This window comes from Nocardia thailandica NBRC 100428 (assembly GCF_000308795.1).
Taxonomy (GTDB): domain Bacteria; phylum Actinomycetota; class Actinomycetes; order Mycobacteriales; family Mycobacteriaceae; genus Nocardia; species Nocardia thailandica.
The window spans coordinates 1-15,059 of the sequence record NZ_BAGK01000184.1 but is presented as its reverse complement, the minus strand read 5'-3'; the positions used below and the strand labels follow the sequence as shown (position 1 = coordinate 15,059).

At 72.0% G+C, this 15,059-nt stretch carries 19 protein-coding genes and 1 tRNA gene; 13 read left to right on the top strand and 7 right to left on the bottom strand.

Features of this window, described 5'->3' with window-relative positions; translation table 11 throughout:
- Positions 1-5: 5 nt before the first annotated feature.
- Positions 6-506 (bottom strand): UCP032817 domain-containing protein, encoded by a 501-nt coding sequence (locus ON36_RS20035; RefSeq protein ID WP_052314164.1) that lies wholly within the window; start codon positions 504-506, stop codon positions 6-8.
- A gap of 58 nt (positions 507-564) precedes the next feature.
- Between ON36_RS20035 and ON36_RS20030 the strand changes: the two genes are divergently transcribed.
- The 3 genes from ON36_RS20030 to ON36_RS34935 all read left to right on the top strand — a co-directional run bounded on the left by ON36_RS20030 (position 565) and on the right by ON36_RS34935 (position 2,229).
- Complete coding sequence (locus ON36_RS20030) at positions 565-951, top strand: hypothetical protein (protein ID WP_043655809.1); 387 nt, start codon at positions 565-567, stop codon at positions 949-951.
- Between the two features lie 93 nt (positions 952-1,044).
- A complete protein-coding gene (locus ON36_RS20025; protein WP_043655806.1) occupies positions 1,045-2,043 on the top strand; it encodes a zinc-binding dehydrogenase in 999 nt (332 codons plus the stop codon).
- Positions 2,044-2,085: 42 nt separating this feature from the next.
- Positions 2,086-2,229, top strand: a complete 144-nt coding sequence (locus ON36_RS34935; protein WP_157224955.1) for a hypothetical protein — start codon at positions 2,086-2,088, stop codon at positions 2,227-2,229.
- Positions 2,230-2,314: 85 nt separating this feature from the next.
- On the opposite strand, the gene ON36_RS20020 is transcribed toward ON36_RS34935, so the two are convergent.
- The gene (locus tag ON36_RS20020; protein ID WP_157224954.1) at positions 2,315-2,710 is read right to left on the bottom strand and encodes a WXG100 family type VII secretion target; all 396 of its coding nucleotides are present in this window, start codon (positions 2,708-2,710) and stop codon (positions 2,315-2,317) included.
- Between the two features lie 78 nt (positions 2,711-2,788).
- Between ON36_RS20020 and ON36_RS20015 the strand changes: the two genes are divergently transcribed.
- The 3 genes from ON36_RS20015 to ON36_RS20005 all read left to right on the top strand — a co-directional run bounded on the left by ON36_RS20015 (position 2,789) and on the right by ON36_RS20005 (position 4,371).
- A complete protein-coding gene (locus ON36_RS20015; RefSeq protein ID WP_157224953.1) occupies positions 2,789-3,079 on the top strand; it encodes a hypothetical protein in 291 nt (96 codons plus the stop codon).
- A gap of 54 nt (positions 3,080-3,133) precedes the next feature.
- Positions 3,134-4,219, top strand: coding sequence for a hypothetical protein (locus tag ON36_RS20010; RefSeq protein WP_157224952.1), 1,086 nt, complete (start codon positions 3,134-3,136; stop codon positions 4,217-4,219).
- A gap of 78 nt (positions 4,220-4,297) precedes the next feature.
- Positions 4,298-4,371: transfer RNA gene (locus ON36_RS20005), tRNA-Ile, on the top strand.
- Between the two features lie 65 nt (positions 4,372-4,436).
- On the opposite strand, the gene ON36_RS20000 is transcribed toward ON36_RS20005, so the two are convergent.
- Positions 4,437-5,234 carry a thioesterase family protein gene (locus ON36_RS20000; RefSeq protein WP_218001220.1) on the bottom strand — a complete coding sequence of 266 codons (798 nt, stop codon included), beginning with the start codon at positions 5,232-5,234 and terminating at the stop codon, positions 4,437-4,439.
- Positions 5,235-5,386: 152 nt separating this feature from the next.
- Between ON36_RS20000 and ON36_RS19995 the strand changes: the two genes are divergently transcribed.
- A complete protein-coding gene (locus ON36_RS19995; RefSeq protein ID WP_052314163.1) occupies positions 5,387-6,013 on the top strand; it encodes a TetR/AcrR family transcriptional regulator in 627 nt (208 codons plus the stop codon).
- A gap of 3 nt (positions 6,014-6,016) precedes the next feature.
- Here ON36_RS19995 and ON36_RS19990 read toward each other — a convergent pair whose 3' ends face one another.
- Positions 6,017-6,610, bottom strand: a complete 594-nt coding sequence (locus tag ON36_RS19990; protein WP_043655789.1) for a TetR/AcrR family transcriptional regulator — start codon at positions 6,608-6,610, stop codon at positions 6,017-6,019.
- 75 nt (positions 6,611-6,685) lie between these two features.
- Here ON36_RS19990 and ON36_RS19985 point away from each other — a divergent pair, with 75 nt between their 5' ends.
- Together ON36_RS19985 and ON36_RS19980 are read left to right on the top strand one after the other, a co-directional pair.
- Positions 6,686-7,609 carry a patatin-like phospholipase family protein gene (locus ON36_RS19985; protein WP_052314162.1) on the top strand — a complete coding sequence of 308 codons (924 nt, stop codon included), beginning with the start codon at positions 6,686-6,688 and terminating at the stop codon, positions 7,607-7,609.
- A 55-nt stretch (positions 7,610-7,664) separates the two neighbouring features.
- On the top strand, positions 7,665-8,510 hold the full coding sequence (locus ON36_RS19980) for an SDR family oxidoreductase (protein WP_043655787.1): 846 nt from the start codon (positions 7,665-7,667) through the stop codon (positions 8,508-8,510).
- A 58-nt stretch (positions 8,511-8,568) separates the two neighbouring features.
- Here the strand turns inward: ON36_RS19980 and ON36_RS19975 are convergent, their stop codons facing one another.
- Positions 8,569-8,931: a SpoIIAA family protein gene (locus ON36_RS19975; protein ID WP_043655785.1), complete on the bottom strand. Its 363-nt coding sequence runs from the start codon at positions 8,929-8,931 to the stop codon at positions 8,569-8,571.
- A gap of 306 nt (positions 8,932-9,237) precedes the next feature.
- On the opposite strand from ON36_RS19975, the gene ON36_RS19970 reads away from it, so the two are divergent.
- The 3 genes from ON36_RS19970 to ON36_RS19960 all read left to right on the top strand — a co-directional run bounded on the left by ON36_RS19970 (position 9,238) and on the right by ON36_RS19960 (position 12,889).
- A complete protein-coding gene (locus ON36_RS19970; protein WP_043655783.1) occupies positions 9,238-11,292 on the top strand; it encodes an acyltransferase family protein in 2,055 nt (684 codons plus the stop codon).
- A gap of 102 nt (positions 11,293-11,394) precedes the next feature.
- Positions 11,395-12,315, top strand: coding sequence for an alpha/beta hydrolase family protein (locus ON36_RS19965; protein ID WP_052314161.1), 921 nt, complete (start codon positions 11,395-11,397; stop codon positions 12,313-12,315).
- Positions 12,316-12,400: 85 nt separating this feature from the next.
- On the top strand, positions 12,401-12,889 hold the full coding sequence (locus ON36_RS19960; protein ID WP_043655780.1) for an FBP domain-containing protein: 489 nt from the start codon (positions 12,401-12,403) through the stop codon (positions 12,887-12,889).
- 2 nt (positions 12,890-12,891) lie between these two features.
- Here the strand turns inward: ON36_RS19960 and ON36_RS19955 are convergent, their stop codons facing one another.
- Positions 12,892-13,164: a hypothetical protein gene (locus tag ON36_RS19955; protein ID WP_043655777.1), complete on the bottom strand. Its 273-nt coding sequence runs from the start codon at positions 13,162-13,164 to the stop codon at positions 12,892-12,894.
- A gap of 222 nt (positions 13,165-13,386) precedes the next feature.
- Between ON36_RS19955 and ON36_RS19950 the strand changes: the two genes are divergently transcribed.
- Entirely contained in the window at positions 13,387-13,656 is a 270-nt protein-coding gene (locus ON36_RS19950) for a hypothetical protein (RefSeq protein WP_373281813.1), read from the top strand.
- Positions 13,657-13,680: 24 nt separating this feature from the next.
- Here the strand turns inward: ON36_RS19950 and ON36_RS19945 are convergent.
- Positions 13,681-15,059 (bottom strand): HNH endonuclease (locus ON36_RS19945; protein ID WP_245558137.1); only part of this gene is annotated, 1,379 nt, incomplete at its 5' end.

Sequence of the window (15,059 nt, the reverse complement as noted above, 5' to 3'; positions counted from 1 at the left end):
CGCGGTCACGCCCGGCGCAGTCGCTCCTCGACCAGGGCGACGTGCCGGGCGTCCACGCCCCAGGGCTTCTCGACGCCCACCCGCCGGTCCAGGTCCCACAGCACGCATTCCTCGCCCGGCCGGGCCACCAGTGACCACGCGACCACGGTGCGCCCGAGCTGGTCGTGCATCGAGCCCGCCCCCGGCCCGTCGGTGCCGACCCCCTCGGGGAAGTGATGCAGGAACCGGCCGTAGGCGTCCTCGCAGAAGCGCGCGTAGAGCTGGGTACACAGGATGAGGCCGTGCCACGCCTCGTCGACCGCGTGCGAGGGCATGCCGATCACCTGATCGTCGCGCACCGCGGCGCCGCAGCACCGGAGCCATTGGCGCAGGCCGGTTTCCACCAGCTCGCGGGGCTGCCAGGGGCAGGTCTTGAAGATCGCCGCGGGCAGCACGAGGGCCTCGACGGCGCGATCGGTCCGCGCCGGGTCGAAGGATCGGCGCAGGCGGGACAGCAGCGGTGGCATCCGTCCACTGTAGGTGGACGACCCGCCGCACGGGCTGAGGTGCGGTTACGCTGCCAGCATGGTGGTTCTGCTCATCGTCGTCTCCGTGTTCGCGTTCGTCGGCATCCTGGTGGCGGCGATCGCCGTCCTGGTCACCCGGCAGACGCGGCAGATCCGCGAATACCAGAACCGGGCCTGGCAATCGGGCACCGCGTTCCCCTACGGCGCCACGATCGATTCCGGCAGCGGCGCCTGGACCGACAGCTCCGGCCCCGGCTGGACCGACGGCGGCGGCGGTCATCACCACCCCGGCCATCATCACCACACTCACGACAGCGGCTCGACGAGCGGCTGCGGTGGCGGGTCCGGTTCGAGTTGTGGCGGCGGTTCGAGTTCGAGCTGCGGCGGTGGGTCGAGCTCCAGCTGCGGCGGCGGCTCCAGCTCGAGCTGTGGCGGCGGCTCCTGATCGGGTGATCCGCGTCACCGCCCCTTTACCTCAACCGCCCTTCGGGTACCAGGCTGAGGTGTGCCGATGAGCGCACAACCGAGGAGCGATGAGATGCGTGCAGTGCAGGTGACCGAGTTCGGTGGACCCGAGGTACTGACGGAGGTGGAGATCCCCGCCCCGCTGGCGGGACCGGGCGAGGTCGTGATCGATGTCGACGTCGCCGACGTCATGTTCCTCGACGCCCGGCTGCGCGCGGGCTGGGGGCGTGACTACTTCCCGCTGACCCTGCCCTACGTGCCCGGCGGCGCGGTGGGCGGCACCGTGGCGAGCGCGGGCGCCGGTGTCGACGCCTCCTGGATCGGCAAGCGGGTCGTCACCCGCACCGCCGCCAGCGGCATCGGCGGCGGGCAGCCGATCGGCGGCTACGCCGAGCAGGCCCTGGCCGCCGCCGACGGCCTCACCGAGATCCCCCCGGCGCTGTCGACCGCCCACGCCGTCGCCCTCGCCCACGACGGGCGCACCGCCCTCGCCGTCTTCGACCGGGCCGGGCTGAAGCCGGGCAACACCGTGCTGATCACCGCCGCGGCGGGCGGACTGGGCACCCTGCTGATCCAGCTGTCGAAACTGGCGGGCGCCACCGTGATCGCCGCCGCCCGCGGCCCCGAGAAGCTCGCGCTGGCCACCCGGCTCGGCGCCGATCACGTCGTCGACTACTCCGTCGAGGGCTGGTCCGATCGGGCGCGGGCCCTCACCGGCGGCGTGGACGTCGTCTTCGACGGCGCGGGCGGCGAACTCGGAGCCACCGCGCTCGAGGTCGCGGCCGACCGGGCCGTCTTCCTCGGATACGGCTCGGCGGCAGGAGATTTCGCTCACGTCGCGACTGTGAATCGCCCCGGTGTGACCATCCTTACCTTGTTCGACGTCACACATGACCCCGCGATCGACTGGTCCGCGCTCGCCGACCGGGCGCTGACCGCGGCCGCCGCAGGTGAGATCGAAATCGTTGTCGGACAGACGTTTTCCTTCGGCGACGCGGCGGCGGCCCATGCCGCCATCGAGTCCCGCGCGACCCTCGGCCGTACCCTCTTGACACGCGATGTGACAATGTAACTTGTCCTGCGAGACAATAGGTTTCACGCTAGGTTGATCCGCGTGCATGGACTGATCGTGTGCGCGGTGGTCATCGCCGTGCTGCTGATGGTGGTAGGGGTCGTCAAGGTCGCCAGCAACCCGGGGGGAAATGCCGGGAAGCGCCGCCCGGAGCCGGCCCGCGTCAATTCGACCGAACGGGTGTGAGCGCCGGCCGTCCCGCCTCGCCGACCCGGTGCAGGCGGGACAGCCGACACTTGTCGACGGCCGCTGACGACCGCTGGCGACCGCTTCAGGGAAGGTCCAACCCGCCCGCGCCGAGCCCGGACAGCAGATTGTCGGTCTTCTCCGCGTTCTGATCGTCGATTTCCTTGAACCTGGCGGCGGTCGTCCGCAGAAGTTCCGAGAGTTCTCCGAGCTGGGTTTTGACCGACTCTCGATGCTTGTCCAGGACGTCCCACAAATGGGTGTACTCGGTCAGAGCGCGTGCCGTCCAGGCATTGCCCGGCCGTGTCATGGCGCTGTCGATCGGGCCGATCGTTTTGTTGACGTCGTCGTAGCAGACATCGAGCGAGTCGGCCGACGCATTCAGATTCGGCAATGGAACGCTGAGGCGATGAAGGTGGAAGCTGCTCGGATGGGGCAGCGAGTCGACGCGCTGAATCAGTCTTCCGACCAAGTAGCGCATGCCCGCAGGAGGGTATCGACGTGGACCGGGGACGCCGCAACCACGGCGTGGGCCAGATTCGATGCGCTCGAGTCGACGTTGCGTACCGGGATCGCTCGGGACGGTGAGATCCAACGTCGCTGGACCACCGACGCTGAGACGCTTTCCGATATCAAGACGAAGCTGCAGCGACTCGACGACGAGGTCGCACGTGCGGGGCTGATCATGGACAACACCGGCCGGATATCGAAGACCTCGGACAATCCGCAGGGCGGGGTGAGCATTGTCGATCTCGAACGTGAGGCCGAAGCGGTGATAGCGCTGGCGACAGCGCTGGAGAGCACTGCGATCGCCACGTTCAAGGCTGTCGCCGAGGGCACGCTGATCTGAATGCGATCTCCGTTTTCGTGGTCGCGAGGTCCAGAAGTGGGTGGATCGCCCTTCGTGGCTGTGCTCGTGATGCTCGCGATATCAGTCGGGGGCTGTGCGGGCGGCTCTGCCGGAGTCTCGGGGCCGGGAGGCGACGGCGGCGACACCCGTGGGTTGTTCGCGGTGGGAACACGGACCGAGATGCTGATTCAGCGCGGTGAAACGGTGGTTTCGCGTACGCCTGCCGAGTTCCTCTCCGTCAACGACCAGTTGCAGTTCACGCGGGATGGCCGATACGTCATCCGGGCCGAAGGAGTGGGAGATCGGCGGACCGTCGTAACGGTCGGGACCGGTGCGGATCCGGTCGTGCGGCGTTTTCGGTGTAGCTGTGATCGCGTTGTGCCGCTGGACGAAAGCCGGATTGCGTGGGTCGACGCGAAGGCTGTGTCGGAGACCCAGGATGTCCTCGTTCGCCTCGATCTCGCCGAATCCGCACCGACTGCCCAGCGGTGGCGGGTGCTCGATTCCGTTGTGGCTCGCGCTTCATCGGGTGTCGGGCCCCTGGTGAGGCATTCCGTACTCGGGTCGCGAACGGACCGCGTACTGATCGGCCGCGCCATCACCGAACGCCGATCCGACGTGTCGGCCTACGAGGTCTTCACCGTCGCGACCGACGGTTCGGTGGTCGAGTACGGTCCACTGCCCGAGGTCAGCGGAAGACTGGTGAGTGGCCGCTTCGAGCCGGGGGGCGACGCGGTTGCGGTGGCGGCCGAGAACGTTCGTGACCACAACTGCGGTCAGGCCGTGGTATCGATCGCTGACCCGGCGGCGACCGGCTTCCGGACCACTGTCCCGCAGCCGGACGGCTGCGTCGATGTCGGGTCGCTACGGTGGGAGGCCGGCGCCTTGTCGATCGTCGTTGTGCACACCGCGCTCGACGACGGATTCGGTACCGGCACCACTGTCCAGCGGTGGCGCTACGACACGCAGTGGTCCCAGCTCACCGGGCCCGTGGACGTCGGCCGGACTCGCGACGATGTGACCATCGAACTGAGCACGTCCACCGGTGCTGCACCGTTCGCGGTGACGCTCGTCGCCAACGGAACCCGTACGCGCGTCGCCGAGGGGGCGTATACCTTTGCGACCCCGGACCCCCCGTGACATCCCGGCTCGCGGGAGGTGGGCAACGCAGCCCTCGACCGGGTACCATCCACACGCCCGTGCCGTCCGGCGCGGCCGGGGGCGGTAGCTCAGTCGGTTAGAGCCGCGGACTCATAATCCGCTGGTCGTGGGTTCGAGCCCCACCCGCCCCACTTCTCCTCTCCGACCTGCGCGATCGTTCGGGGGATCGGTGCCGGGGTCGGCCGTCTCGCAGTGTTCAGCCGCGGATTCGCGCGAGCTGGGGGCGCACGGTCAGGATCTGTTCGGCGCGGCCGACGGGGCCGTCGAGGTCGTGCAGGACCGTGCTGGTCAGGCCCTGGCCGGTTTCGCCGAAGACGACCGAGGTGTCGAGGCCGACCCAGGGGCCGGTCGGCTGGCGGTGCAGGTGCACGGTCAGATCGATGTTGGGGAACAGCCATTCGCGGGGGTCGCGGCGGACGGCGATGCCGTTGGCGGTGTCGATGAGGGCGGTGAAGCGGGCCAGGTCGGTGACGGGTTCGTCCGCGATCAGGGCGGGGACGGCGCGGAGCCAGAGGGCGGCCCGGCCGGGCCGGTAGCCGGTGGCGACGCGCGAGTCGAGGGAGGCGATGTAGCCGCCGGGCCAGCGTTCGGAGAGGGTGCCCGTGGGCAGGGTGCCGGGCGCGGGCAGCGGATCGGGGGCGCCGCCCGCGACGGCGGCGGTGTCCAGCGGCGCCAGGTACCAGGCGCGGGCGGTGATGGCGGGCCGGCCGCCGATCACCACGGTCGCCTGCACCAGTTCGATGGTGCGGCCGGGGCGCAGCGTCTCGACGTGGATCTGGAACTCGGTGAACATGATCCGGCCGAGGATGTCGAAGGTGACTCGGCCAAGGGGGATGGCGGGGCGTCCCTCGTGGGCGCGGTGGCGTTCGATCTCGTGGACGGCCAGGCCCGCCACCGGGCTGAAGTGCTGCTCGTCGTCGGCCCAGGCCCCGCCGACGGCGGCGGTGGGGGCGAAGCGGTGCGGGCCGCGGCGCAGGAAATAGCTGGATTCCATCGGTGATCGCCTCTTTCTGACCATGACGGCGGCAATTCGACCCTGGGGTCGAAAAACTGTCTCGATGGTCAGTAAAGCACGGGATCGCGTGCCGGTGTGGCCGGGGCCGTCGAGCCCGGGGGAGGCGGGGACGCCGCCGGTATGATCGCCCGGTGACATCGACAGCTGGCGGGACCGCCGCGCCGGAGGGGCGGGTGGCCCGGCGCCGGGATCGCCGCAAGGCGGAGATGATCACCGCGGCGCTGGCGATCCTGTCGAGCCAGGGCTATCAGGGCATGCGTTTCGAGGACGTCGCCGAACGCACCGACATCGCCAAAGCCACGCTCTACTACTACTTCCCGAGCAAGGACGCCCTCGTCGCCGCCGCGCTGGAGAAGCTGACCGCCGACGTGCTGACGACCCTGGGCGCGGCGCTCGACGCCGCGGCGGGGGGATCGGCGACCGAGCAGCTGCGGGCGCTGATCACCGAGCAGCTGCACGTGCTGACGGTGCGTTACCCCGAGGTCGGCAAGCTGTTCTCGTTCCCGGCGCACTGGCCCAGCGAGCACGAGGAAGCCGTCAAGACCATGCGCCGCCGCCACGACCGCTACTTCCGTCAGGTCGTGGACCGCGGGATCGCCGAGGGCGACTTCGACTGCCCCGACCCTGCGGTGGCCCTGCACTGCCTGCACGGCGTGCTCAACCACGCCTCCATCTGGCTGCGGCCGGAGGCCGACCCGGCCGGGAGCACGCGGGCCGCGGTGGTCGACGAGGCGATGCGCCTGTTCGTCCGCGCCTGAGGCTCAGGCCGAGGGCTGCGCGGCGGGCACGCCGCCGAGATACCGCAGCGCGTCGACCAGTCCGGTGACCGGGATCGCCGGATTCACCGCGCGGAAGATCCCGAGGCCGACGCCGAGCGCGAGCACGGTGACGGCCAACTCGTCCGGGGGCAGCGGGCCGTCGAGATCGTCGGCCTGCGCGGCGCCGGAGAGCATGCCGAGGATGCTGTCGAGCCGGGCCGAGAGTTCGGTGCGCTGCGGCTCGTTGCGGCGGGCGTGCATGGCGAACTCGACCTCGAGGGAGGTCCAGGCGGGATCGCCGATGACGGCCTCCGCCCAGGACTGGAAGCGGGCCAGGCGCGCGTCGGGATCGGGCTCGGTCAGGATCGCCAGGATCTCGGCGACGCGTTCGGCGCGGGTCTCCTCGAGCACCGCCACGCACAGCTCGTCCTTGTTGCGGAAGTTGCTGTAGACCGCGCCCTTGGAGAAGCCCGCGCGGTCGGCGACCTTCTCGAGGCTGGTCGCGTGGTAGCCCAGTTCGAGGAACAGCTGTTTGGCGGTGGCCATCAGCTGCTGTCGGGTCTGCGCCTGGCTTTCGGCGCGGGAGAGACGGGCCATGGGCCGATCCTACCCGTTGACATCCTGGTGGCATCCAAATACCGTCGGTATTTCAAGCAACGAGGAGGTTGTGCGATGCGGCGTGGATTGCTGCTCGGCTGTGGTGGCACGGTCGGTGGAGCGTGGCAGATCGGGGCGCTGGCCGCGATCGAGCGGGCACTGGACTGGGATCCGAGGACGGCCGAGGTCATCGTCGGCACGTCGGCGGGGGCGACGGCGGCGGCCATGCTCGGGGCGGGGGTGCCGGTCGGCGAACTGGTGGCCGCCCAGCGGGGCAGCGCCGACGCGCGGGACTCGGTCCGCCGTTTCTGCACCGCGCCGCCCTCGCCCGTCCCGGCCCTGCCGTTCGGGGCGCCGTCGCTCCGCCTGAGCCTGTCCGGCGTCCGGGAGCGGCACGTGTTGCCCGCCCTGGCCGGGCTGCTGCCCGCCGGGCGCACCGATCCCGGCTTCCTCGACGACCTCGTCGACGACCTGGTCCCGCGCGGCGAATGGGCGCCGCGGCCCGGCATCTGGGTCGTCGGCACCTCCCTCGTCACCGGGCGGCGCGCGCGATTCGGCGCCCCGGGCGCGCCCCGCGCGTCGCTGCGGGACGCGGTGCGCGCGTCGTGGGCGATCCCCGGCTGGTATCCGCCGGTGGTCATCGACGGTGAGCCCTTCGTCGACGGCGGCGTGCGATCCACCGCCTCGGCCGACGCGGTGGCCGGGCTGGGGCTCGACGAGGCGATCGTCGTGGCGCCCATGGCCTCCGGTGCCCGGGTGCCCGGCGTGGGCGGCCTGGTCGAGGGACTGATGCGCCGGGCGATGACCGGCGTCCTCGACGCCGAGCTCGCCGCGCTCGAGGCCGCGGGCACCCGGGTGATCCTGGTCCGGCCCGGCGCCGCCGAACTCGCCGCCATGGGGCCGAACTTCATGGACCCGCGCCGCCGCACGGCCGCCCTCGACGTCGCGATCGAGCACGTCGGGCAACGCCTCGGCGAGCGGAACGCGACCCGGCCCTGACCGGCACCGGCCCGCGCGGCGGAGCCGCCGTCCCACCCTTCCGAACGGAGACATCATGACCTACCCCGGTATCGACCTCGACGGCGCCGTCGTCGCGATCACCGGCGGCGCCCGCGGCATCGGCCGCGCCGCCGCCGAACAGTTCCTCGCGGCGGGCGCGATCGTGCACCTGGGCGACCTGGACACCGACGCGGTCACCGCGACCGCGGACGAACTCGGACCCCTGGCCTTCGGCCACACCCTCGACGTCACCACGCGGGAGTCGTTCGCCGCCTTCGTCACCGCGATCCTGGACGCGCACGGCCGCGTCGACGTGCTGGTCAACAACGCGGGCATCATGCCGCTCGGCGGCTTCCTCGACGAGGACGACGCGATCAGCCGGGCGACCCTCGACGTGAACGTGTGGGGCCTGATCCACGGTATGCGCCAGGTCCTGCCGTCGATGCGGCAGCGCGGGCGCGGGCACATCGTCAACGTCGCGTCGATGGCGGGCAAACTCGTCGTGCCCGGCATGGCCGTCTACAACGCCAGCAAGTTCGCCGCCGTCGGCCTGTCCGCCGCGGTGCGCGAGGAATTCGCCGACAGCGGGGTCAGCGTGAGCGCGGTGCTGCCCAGCGCGGTCCGCACCCGGCTCTCCTCGGGCGTGCCGCTGGGACACGGCATGCCGACGGTCGACCCCGAGGACGTGGCGCGCGCCATCGTGGCCACGGTGCGCGACCGCCGCGCCGAGGTCACCGTGCCCGGCTACCTGGCGGGCTGGGACCTGCTGAACGCCGTGGTGCCCGAACGCGTCATGCGGCTGGGCCGCAGGCTGATCGGCGACCGCCGGGCGCTGAACGCGATCGACCACACCGTCCGCGACGCCTACGACGACACCATCCGGGCCCAGACCCGCCCGTGACCGGCACCGGCCCCGGCGCCTCCGGAGGGGAGCGCCGGGGCCGGTCCACGTGATCTTGCTAACCCGCCCAGGCGATGGCGTCGCGCTCGTTCGCCACCGGGAACACCCGCACCTCGGCCGGGATCAGGAAGCCGAACAGGTGCACCACCTCGCCCAGGGCCCGATGGTCGGTGACGAGCGCGATCCGGCCCCACGCGCTGCGCGGCACCTGGATCAGTTTGAGGTCCTGCCACATCGCGTCGAGCGCGTAGCGATCGAAGTCCGGGCCCAGCACATAGACCAGATTCACCGGGTTGTCGTGTTCCACGGCCGCGCGGATGGCCGGGTCGAGGACGGCGGTGTAATCCTTGGCGGTCACCACGCCGGAGGCACGGAAACCGATGGTCGCCGCGGGCAGGTCGGGGATCGGCTGCAGGGGCATGGGAGGTCTCCTGTCGGTCGAGCCGGTGGGACAGGCCGAGGCTAGCGGACTGTGCGCCAGGTCTCCTCATGCGCCGCGAATGAACCAGAGCGGCATTCGCGATCGGCGGCAATCATCAGGCAACATGGTCGGGACGCCGGGGGGAAGACGCACGGGGATCGGTTTTCCGGGCGCAGTCACCGTTGTGCTGCCCGGTTCCGGCGCGCCGTCCGCGTTTGCGCACGATCGTGCTGGTAAACCCGGCATACGGCAGGCAATAGAGGTGGAAGCGAGGAACCCGAACTGACCCGGCAGCACAGTCCCGAGGTGACGACCGAGTCCCCGCCCGGCGCCACGGCGTACCGGTCGGATCTCGACGGCTTGCGCGGACTGGCGATAGCCCTGGTCGCGGTGTTCCACGTGTGGTTCGGGCGGGTGTCCGGCGGCGTCGACGTCTTCCTCGTACTGTCGGGCTACTTCTTCACCGGCATGGTGGTGCGCCGCGCCTCCGGGAGCGGGTCGTGGGGCCTGCCGGTCCTGCGGCGCACCGCGCGGCGGTTGCTGCCCGCCATGGCCGTCGTGCTGGCCGCCGTCGTCGCGGGCACCGTGGTCACCCTGCCGTTCACCCAGTGGTCGACCATCGCGGCCCAGACCCTGGCCTCGATCTTCTACGTCCAGAACTGGCAACTGGCCATGACCTGGTCGGACTACCTGGCCGCCGATCCGTCGGTCAGCCCGTTGCAGCACCTGTGGTCGATGTCGGTGCAGGGGCAGTTCTATCTGGCCGTGCTCGCGGCCGTCGCCGCGATCGCCTTCGCCTGCCGCCGGGCGGGACGGCCCGATGCGGTGCGCGCGGTGCTCGGCGCGGTGGTCGTCGTCGGCGGGGTGCTGTCGTTCCTCTACGCCACCCGCGGCACGGCCGAACACCAGGGCTGGACCTACTACGACAGCGTCGCGCGCGGCTGGGAGCTGCTGGCCGGCGCCGGGTTGGCGCTGGCCGCGCCGTATCTGGCGCTGCCGCGCAGGCTGCGCGGGGTGCTCTCGGTCGCAGGCGTGGCCGGTGTCGTGCTGTGCGGGTGGCTGATCCTCGACGGCGCCAACCGCTTTCCCGGTCCCGTCGCGCTCCTGCCGGTCGGCGCGGCGGTCGCGGTGATCCTGGCGGCGAACAACGCCGCGCCCGCGGACTGGCCGACCGCCAACCGGCTGCTCGCGCATCCCTTCGCGCGGTGGCTGGGCGACATCGCCTATCCGCTCTACCTGTGGCACTGGCCGCTGCTGATCTTCTACCTGACCGTCGCCGACCGCGCCGTGGCCGGGCTCGCGGGCGGGCTCGGCGTGCTCGCGGTGTCGGTGCTGCTGGCCTGGGCCACCCACCGCTGGGTCGAGGAGCCGCTGCGCGAGCGCGGCGGTTCGCGGGACGCCGCGCCGGCCGCGCCGCGCGGCACGGGCGTGGTCGTGTCGGTCCTGCTGATGGCGGTGGTCGCCACGACCGCGGCGTGGCAGGTCGTGGTCGTGCACGTGCGCGCCCCGCAGACCGTCGGCGCCCTCGACCCGTGGTTCTATCCGGGCGCGGCGGCGCTGACCTCGGGCGCCAACGTGCCCCGCGTCCCCATGCGGCCCACCCTGCTGGACGCGCCCGTCGACGCCGCCGCGCCGACCGGCGACGGCTGCATCGCCGACTGGTACACCCGCGAGGTCGTCACCTGCACCTACGGCGACACCGAGGCCACCCGCACGCTCGCGGTCGTCGGCAGTTCGCACGCCGAACACTGGCTGCCCGCCCTCGAGGCGCTGGCCGCCGAGCACGCCTTCCGCATCCAGGTCTATCTGAAGATGGGCTGCCCGCTCGACCTCTCGGCCACCACCCTGTACCGGGGCGAGGCCAACCCGGACTGCCGCGACTGGTCGGCGGAGGTGATCGACCGGCTCGGCGCCGAACGCCCCGACTGGGTCTTCACCACCGGCAGCCGCCCGCGCGCGGACATCGGCGACGAGACGCCGGAGGAGTACCTCGACGTCTGGGCCGCGCTGTCCGAGCGCGGCCTGTCCACGGTGGTCATCCGCGACACCCCGTGGCTGCGCCGCGACTCCGTCCGCTACAAGGCGGTCGACTGCCTGGCCAAGGGCGGCGACCGGCTCGGCTGCGGCATGACCCGCACCGACGCCCTCGACGCCGTCGACCCCATGCTCGCGCCCGCCGCGCGGTTCCCCAGCGTGCACCCGATCGACCTCACCGACGCCGTCTGCGAGCCGACCGTGTGCGCGGTGGTCGAGGGCAATGTCCTGGTCTATCACGACGAACACCACCTGACCGCCAGCTACGCGCGGACCCTGGCCGACCCGCTGGGCCGGGCACTGCAGCCGATCCTGGGCTGGTGGTAGCGGCACAGATCACAGCGTCGGCCCGGTCGTCCGGCGCGCGCGGACGGACGGGGTGCGGTACCGTCCCGAGCGCAGGAAATCCCAGCTCGGAAGGTTTCATCGGTGGTAGGCGGACGGCGTTCGGTGTTCGCCGCGGTGACCCTGCTCGCGGTCTGCGCGGTGTTCGCCGTCCTCGGCATCCGCTCCGCCGAGCTGTCCACGCCCGAGCCCGCGCATCCCGGTGACGCGGCCACCATCCCCGACACCCCGGTGCGGATCGCCTACGGCGCGTCCCCGGACACCTTCGGCGACCTCTACCTCCCGGAACGTTCCCACGGCAGGCTGCCCGTCGTCGTGCTGATCCACGGCGGCGGCTGGCAACAGCGCTGGACGCTGGGCCAGTTCGATCAGCAGTCGCGCGCGCTGGCGGCGCACGGCGTCGCGGTGTGGAACATCGAGTACCGGCGGGTCGGCGGCGCGGGCGGCTGGCCGACGACGCTCGACGACGTCGACGCGGCCGTCTCCGCGCTGGAGACGGAGGTGCAGCCGAAGGTCGGCGGCGTGCTCGACCTGCAGCGGGTGCACGTGGCCGGGCACTCGGCGGGCGGCCAGCTCGCCGCCTGGGTCGCCGGGCACCGCCAGCCGCTCGGGCAGCCCGTGCCCGGGCACACCGGAATCCGCATCCGTAGCGCCACCCTGATGGCCGCGCCGCTCGACCTGACCCAGGCCGTGCGCAACCGCGACGGCTACGTGCCGACGCTGCTCGGGGGGACCCCCGAGGAGGTGCCGCACCGCTACCGGTACGCGTCCCCGATCGAGCACCTGCCCGCCGAGGTCGAGGTGACCGCGCTGCACGGCGCGGGCGACCGCGTCGTCGACCCCGAGCAGAGCCGCCGCTACGTCGACGCGGTGAAACGCGCGGGCGGCACCGCCGAGGCGCGGGTGCTGCCCGGCGTCGGGCACGGCGACTTCGCCGACCCGAACTCCGCGGCGTGGGCGACGGCCCAGCGCACGATCCTGGGGTACTCCTCGGCCGCGGACTGACGACACGGCCGGAAAACCGGTTGTCGCGGGCGGGTCGGCTCCGTATCGTCGGGCCGGTTCGTTACCCGGACGAAAGGTCGATGTCGTGGAACCCGTGGACGAGAAGGCCATCCGCGCCTCCTTCGTGAACTGCTCGAAAGGCGACGCCAAGCGCCTCGGCGTACCCAAGGACCTGGCGGCGCAGCCCTGGGAGGACCTGGACTTCCTCGGCTGGAGCGACCCGTCCTACGCCGGGCGCTGCTACCTGGTCTTCCCGGGCGACGACGGCTTGGTCGGCGTGGCCCTGCGCTATGAGACCGGCGGACCGGGCAAGGCCCAGATGTGCGCCCTGTGCGCCACCACCCACACCGGCAGCGGCGTCTCGCTCATGACCGCGGCCAAGACCGGCGAGGCGGGCCGCCGCGGCAACACCGTGGGCACCTACATGTGCACGGACCTGGCCTGTTCCCTCTACGCGCGCAACAAGAAGCGGCCCGCCGCGGGCAACCGCTACCGCGAGGACCTCACCGCCGAGGAGAAGGCGGCCCGCGTCCGCGAGAACCTCGCCGCCTTCGTCGCGCGGTTGTCGATGTAGGGCTAGAGCACCGCGTTCATGATCGTGCCCGCGCTGGTGGCCACGACTCCGCCGATCATCGCCCCCGCGACCATCTTCGGCGACTCCAGGCTCCCGCCGCTCCACTTCTCCCAGGCGAACTTGCCGCCCGCGTAGGTGATCGCGGTGACGCCCGAGAGCAGGATGAACCAGGTGAAGTAGCGGACCAGCTGCAGGATCTTGTCCGACAGCGGGGGCGCCTCGGGGGTCGGGTTACCGATTTGCGCCAGGGTGTCGGTGACGGCGGCCAAGATCATGTCTGCTCACTCGCGTACTCGGGAACAATCGGAAAACTACTGTGCCAGATGGTATCCGCTCGGGCGGAGACGCGCAGGCACCCGGGTGGCACAAGACACGGTTCGTTGGTGCGCGGGGGCGGACGGGCCCTATCCTGGTGTGGTTCGAATACGACAGTGCCAGTGCGTGGTTCGCGCCATGCAGAACAAGGGGAGCAGGCTGTGAGCATCATACTGACGTCGATGGCCGACACTGTGACGACCTTCGCGCAGGTCGGCAACCCCACCCCCGAGGCGCCGCCGCTGTCGGACAAGATCATGCAGATGGTCCGCTATCTGACCTGGTTCGCGATCCTGTCCGGCGTGCTCAGCATCACCGTCGCCGGCGCGAAGTTCGCCTGGGAGAAGTGGAGCGGCAGCGGCATGGAGTCGCCGAAGATGGTCGCGGGGGCGATGATCGGCGGCGTGGTGGCCACCAGCGGCGGCACCATCATGAACGCCATTCTCGGCTGACCCGGGGTCTCCGGACGAGGGCGCTCAGATCCGGGCGCCCTTGGCCCGGTTGCAGGCGCGGCACAGGATCTGCAGGTTCGCCGCGCTCGTCGCGCCGCCCCGGCTCAGCGGGATGATGTGGTCGAACTCCAGGTAGTGCCCGTCGCCGCACTCCACGCAGCGGCCGCCGTCGCGCTGCCAGACCTGGGCCTTCACGTCCTGGGGGATGCTGCGGGTGTCGAGCTGGCCGGGGGTGAGCACGAGGCGCTTGGCCACGCGCAGCGCGCCTTCCAGCGCGGCGGCGACATAGTCCGGATCGGTGACCCCGAAGGTCGCGCCGCCGCGCGCCGAGGTCGCCGCGACCACGACGACGCCCGGTTCGGCGTGCACCGAGACGACCCGGTTCCACGGCAGCTCGACGCCCGCCCCGTCGCCGACGAAGCGCAGCTTCTTGCTGCTGCCGATCAACCGGCCCTCGGTGTGCCGTGGCCCGCGGGCCAGCACGCGGATGTGCTCGGCGGGCAGGTCGAGGTGGACCCGTTCCTCGGGATCGAGGTGCAGCCCCGGCGTCTGCACCGACGGCAGTTCGCCGGCGCGGAGCCGGGACAGGGTGCGCCCGCGCTGCATCCGGCGGCGCAGGTCCTCGACGTGCGGGCCGTGCAGGGCCAGTTCGCGCACCGCGTGCTCGAACGCGTCGAGCTCGTCCTCGCCGACCTCGCCGTCGGCGAAGGCGAAGGCGACCATCCGCTCCACGTGCGTCGCTCCCGCCTCGCGCAGCAGCGCGCGGCCGTGCTCCTCGGCGATGCGCTGGTAGCGCAGGGACGCCCACACCTCGAGCCACGCGGCAGACCGCGTGCCCTCCCCGGCGAGCACCCGCAGCGCGCGCCGCTGCCAGTGGGTGAGGAACTCCTCGACCTCGCCCGCGCAGCCGCGGCAGCTCGCGTGGCCGCCGAAGAACCTGCGCCGCAGCGGCTGATCGCAGCGCGGGCAGCGGGCGCGCTGGTCGGCGGCGCGCACGTGCCGGGAGCCGGTCCATTCGCTGCCGTCCCACCAGCGCAGGGCGCCCGGGTCCTCGGGGTCGGGATGCCAGTCGGCCAGCGCGGGATTCGCCGGCGGCGGCAGGGGCGTCTCGACGATCCTGCGGGTGAGCACCGGGCGGCGCGCGGCGGGCAGCCCCGCGGCGGGCGTCCGGTCCTGGTCGGACCGCGTACCCGTGACGACACCGCTCGCGGGCCCGGTGGCCGGTGCGTCGCGCCCGCCGCCGTCCGCCCCGGCGCGATCCCCGTCCCGGCGAACGCGGGCGATTCCCGCTGCGCCGCCGCGCGGTCGAGCGCGCGGGCCGCCCGGCCGTGCTCCGGCGCGGAGCCCGCGAAGGGGCGCGATGGTGCGCGGCCGCGCGCGCGTCGCCCGTGACCTCCGCGACC

Bases quoted from the DNA above. Each gene is read 5' to 3' on its own strand.
- ON36_RS20035 (WP_052314164.1), bottom strand. From the start codon at position 506: ATGCCACCGCTGCTGTCCCGCCTGCGCCGATCCTTCGACCCGGCGCGG.
- ON36_RS20030 (WP_043655809.1), top strand. From the start codon at position 565: ATGGTGGTTCTGCTCATCGTCGTCTCCGTGTTCGCGTTCGTCGGCATC.
- ON36_RS20025 (WP_043655806.1), top strand. From the start codon at position 1,045: ATGCGTGCAGTGCAGGTGACCGAGTTCGGTGGACCCGAGGTACTGACG.
- ON36_RS20020 (WP_157224954.1), bottom strand. From the start codon at position 2,710: ATGCGCTACTTGGTCGGAAGACTGATTCAGCGCGTCGACTCGCTGCCC.
- ON36_RS20000 (WP_218001220.1), bottom strand. From the start codon at position 5,234: ATGGAATCCAGCTATTTCCTGCGCCGCGGCCCGCACCGCTTCGCCCCC.
- ON36_RS19990 (WP_043655789.1), bottom strand. From the start codon at position 6,610: ATGGCCCGTCTCTCCCGCGCCGAAAGCCAGGCGCAGACCCGACAGCAG.
- ON36_RS19985 (WP_052314162.1), top strand. From the start codon at position 6,686: ATGCGGCGTGGATTGCTGCTCGGCTGTGGTGGCACGGTCGGTGGAGCG.
- ON36_RS19980 (WP_043655787.1), top strand. From the start codon at position 7,665: ATGACCTACCCCGGTATCGACCTCGACGGCGCCGTCGTCGCGATCACC.
- ON36_RS19975 (WP_043655785.1), bottom strand. From the start codon at position 8,931: ATGCCCCTGCAGCCGATCCCCGACCTGCCCGCGGCGACCATCGGTTTC.
- ON36_RS19955 (WP_043655777.1), bottom strand. From the start codon at position 13,164: ATGATCTTGGCCGCCGTCACCGACACCCTGGCGCAAATCGGTAACCCG.
- ON36_RS19950 (WP_373281813.1), top strand. From the start codon at position 13,387: ATGGCCGACACTGTGACGACCTTCGCGCAGGTCGGCAACCCCACCCCC.